Source organism: Limimaricola variabilis (assembly GCF_014195545.1).
In the GTDB taxonomy this organism is placed as follows: Bacteria; Pseudomonadota; Alphaproteobacteria; order Rhodobacterales; family Rhodobacteraceae; genus Limimaricola; species Limimaricola variabilis.
On sequence record NZ_JACIBX010000026.1, the window covers coordinates 1 to 2,500 of the forward strand.

Here is a 2,500-nt window from a genome sequence, read left to right on the forward strand (position 1 = left end):
TGGTTGCGGGAGCAGGATTTGAACCTGCGACCTTCAGGTTATGAGCCTGACGAGCTACCGGGCTGCTCCATCCCGCGACAGGATGTTTGGCCTGCTGCGCGGCGCGCTGCTTGAGGCCGGATCGGTTCTGGCATCGTGTCAGAGAGAATGGGGATGTTCTTTACTAGGTCTGGCGGTGACTTACTCTCCCACGTCTTGAGACGCAGTACCATCAGCGCAACGGCACTTAACGGCCGAGTTCGGAATGGGATCGGGTGTTTTGCTCGTGCTATGGCCACCAGACCGAGAAAAGAACATCTTCGGTGGCCTGCCGCGCGGAGCGCTGCTCGAGGCCGGTATGGCCTGTCGCGTCGCTTGGGGGGGAGGTCACCATATCAGCCGCCCTGCCCCGGTTGGGGGAGCGGTGTTCCAGGTCGTCGTACATTTCCTTGATTGTGTATGCTTTCGGATCCAGCCTTGCTGTTTCTGGATCGGATCAAGCCTATCGGACCATTAGTATCGGTCAACTGAACGCATTGCTGCGCTTACATCTCCGACCTATCGACGTGGTGGTCTACCACGGTCCTCAGGGATACCTTGTTTTGAGGGGGGCTTCCCGCTTAGATGCCTTCAGCGGTTATCCTGTCCGATCATAGCTACCCAGCACTGCCGTTGGCACGACAACTGGTCCACCAGTGGATCGTTCACCCCGGTCCTCTCGTACTAGGGGCAACTCCTCTCAAGTATCCTACACCCACGGAAGATAGGGACCGAACTGTCTCACGACGTTCTAAACCCAGCTCACGTACCTCTTTAAATGGCGAACAGCCATACCCTTGGGACCTGCTCCAGCCCCAGGATGAGATGAGCCGACATCGAGGTGCCAAACACTGCCGTCGATATGGACTCTTGGGCAGTATCAGCCTGTTATCCCCAGCGTACCTTTTATCCGTTGAGCGATGGCCCTTCCACTCGGGACCACCGGATCACTATGGCCGTCTTTCGACTCTGCTCGACGTGTCAGTCTTGCAGTCAGGCTGGCTTATGCCATTGCACTCGACGAACGATTTCCGACCGTTCTGAGCCAACCTTCGCGCGCCTCCGTTACTGTTTGGGAGGCGACCGCCCCAGTCAAACTACCCGCCACACAGGGTCCCGGATCCGGATAACGGACCGCGGTTAGACATCAAGAGTGCGAAGGGTGGTATCTCAAGGGAGGCTCCACGGGAACTGGCGTTCCCGCTTCAAAGCCTACCACCTATCCTGCACATCGCAATCCTGATGCCAGTGTGAAGCTGTAGTAAAGGTGCATGGGGTCTTTCCGTCTAACCGCGGGAAGCCGGCATCTTGACCGGCAATTCAATTTCGCTGAGTCGATGTTGGAGACAGCGGGGAAGTCGTTACGCCATTCGTGCAGGTCGGAACTTACCCGACAAGGAATTTCGCTACCTTAGGACCGTTATAGTTACGGCCGCCGTTTACCGGGGCTTCAATTCAAGGCTTGCACCTCTCCTTTTAACCTTCCGGCACCGGGCAGGCGTCAGACCCTATACGTCGTCTTGCGACTTCGCAGAGCCCTGTGTTTTTAGTAAACAGTCGCCACCCCCTGGTTTGTGCCCCCGGCCTCTACTTGCGTAAAAACCGGGCCTCCTTCTCGCGAACTTACGGAGGTATTTTGCCGAGTTCCTTCAACATCGTTCTCTCAAGCGCCTTGGTATTCTCTACCAGTCCACCTGTGTCGGTTTAGGGTACGATCTCATGATGGAGCTATTTCCAGGGACCGCCTGGCTGCCCACCCAATCCGATAAGGGTGAACAACGTCCGCGATCCGTCACTTCCATCTGGCCCAGGAATATTAACCTGGTTCCCATCGACTACGCCTTTCGGCCTCGCCTTAGGGGTCGGCTTACCCTGCTCAGATTAACTTTAAGCAGGAACCCTTGGACTTTCGGCGACAGGGTCTCTCACCCTGTTTGTCGCTACTCATGTCATCATTCTCGCTAGTGATCTCTCCACCGGATGCCTCACAGCCCGGCTTCACAGAAAATCCCGCGTCTCCAAGCCGACCCGAAGGACGGTAAGGAGACATGGGATTATGTCACACTACGCTCTGCTACCATGCACTAAGTGCATCCTAAGCTTCGGCTCGTGGCTTGAGCCCCGTTACATCTTCGCCGCAGGACAACTTATTTAGACCAGTGAGCTGTTACGCTATCTTTAAAGGATGGCTGCTTCTAAGCCAACCTCCTGGTTGTTTTGGTCGTCCCACCTGCTTTCCCACTTAGCCACGAATTGGGGGCCTTAGCTGTAGGTCAGGGTTGTTTCCCTCTCCACGACGGACGTTAGCACCCGCCGTGTGTCTGCCATCTAGTACTCCCGGGTATTCGGAGTTTGGTTAGGATCAGTAAGCCTGTGGGGCCCCATTACCCATCCAGTGCTCTACCCCCCGGGGTATTCGGATGACGCTCTACCTAAATAGATTTCGCAGAGAACCAGCTATCTCCGAGTTTGATTGGCCTTT

Annotated in this window: 1 tRNA gene and 2 rRNA genes (1 of these 3 cut by a window edge); all 3 read right to left on the reverse strand. The window is 55.9% G+C overall.

Annotated features, from left to right (window positions below):
- Positions 1-77, reverse strand: a tRNA-Met gene (locus FHS00_RS17425).
- 90 nt (positions 78-167) lie between these two features.
- Positions 168-282: ribosomal RNA gene (rrf, locus tag FHS00_RS17430) — 5S ribosomal RNA — on the reverse strand.
- Positions 283-471: 189 nt separating this feature from the next.
- Positions 472-2,500 (reverse strand): 23S ribosomal RNA (locus tag FHS00_RS17435) (it continues 806 nt past the right edge of the window).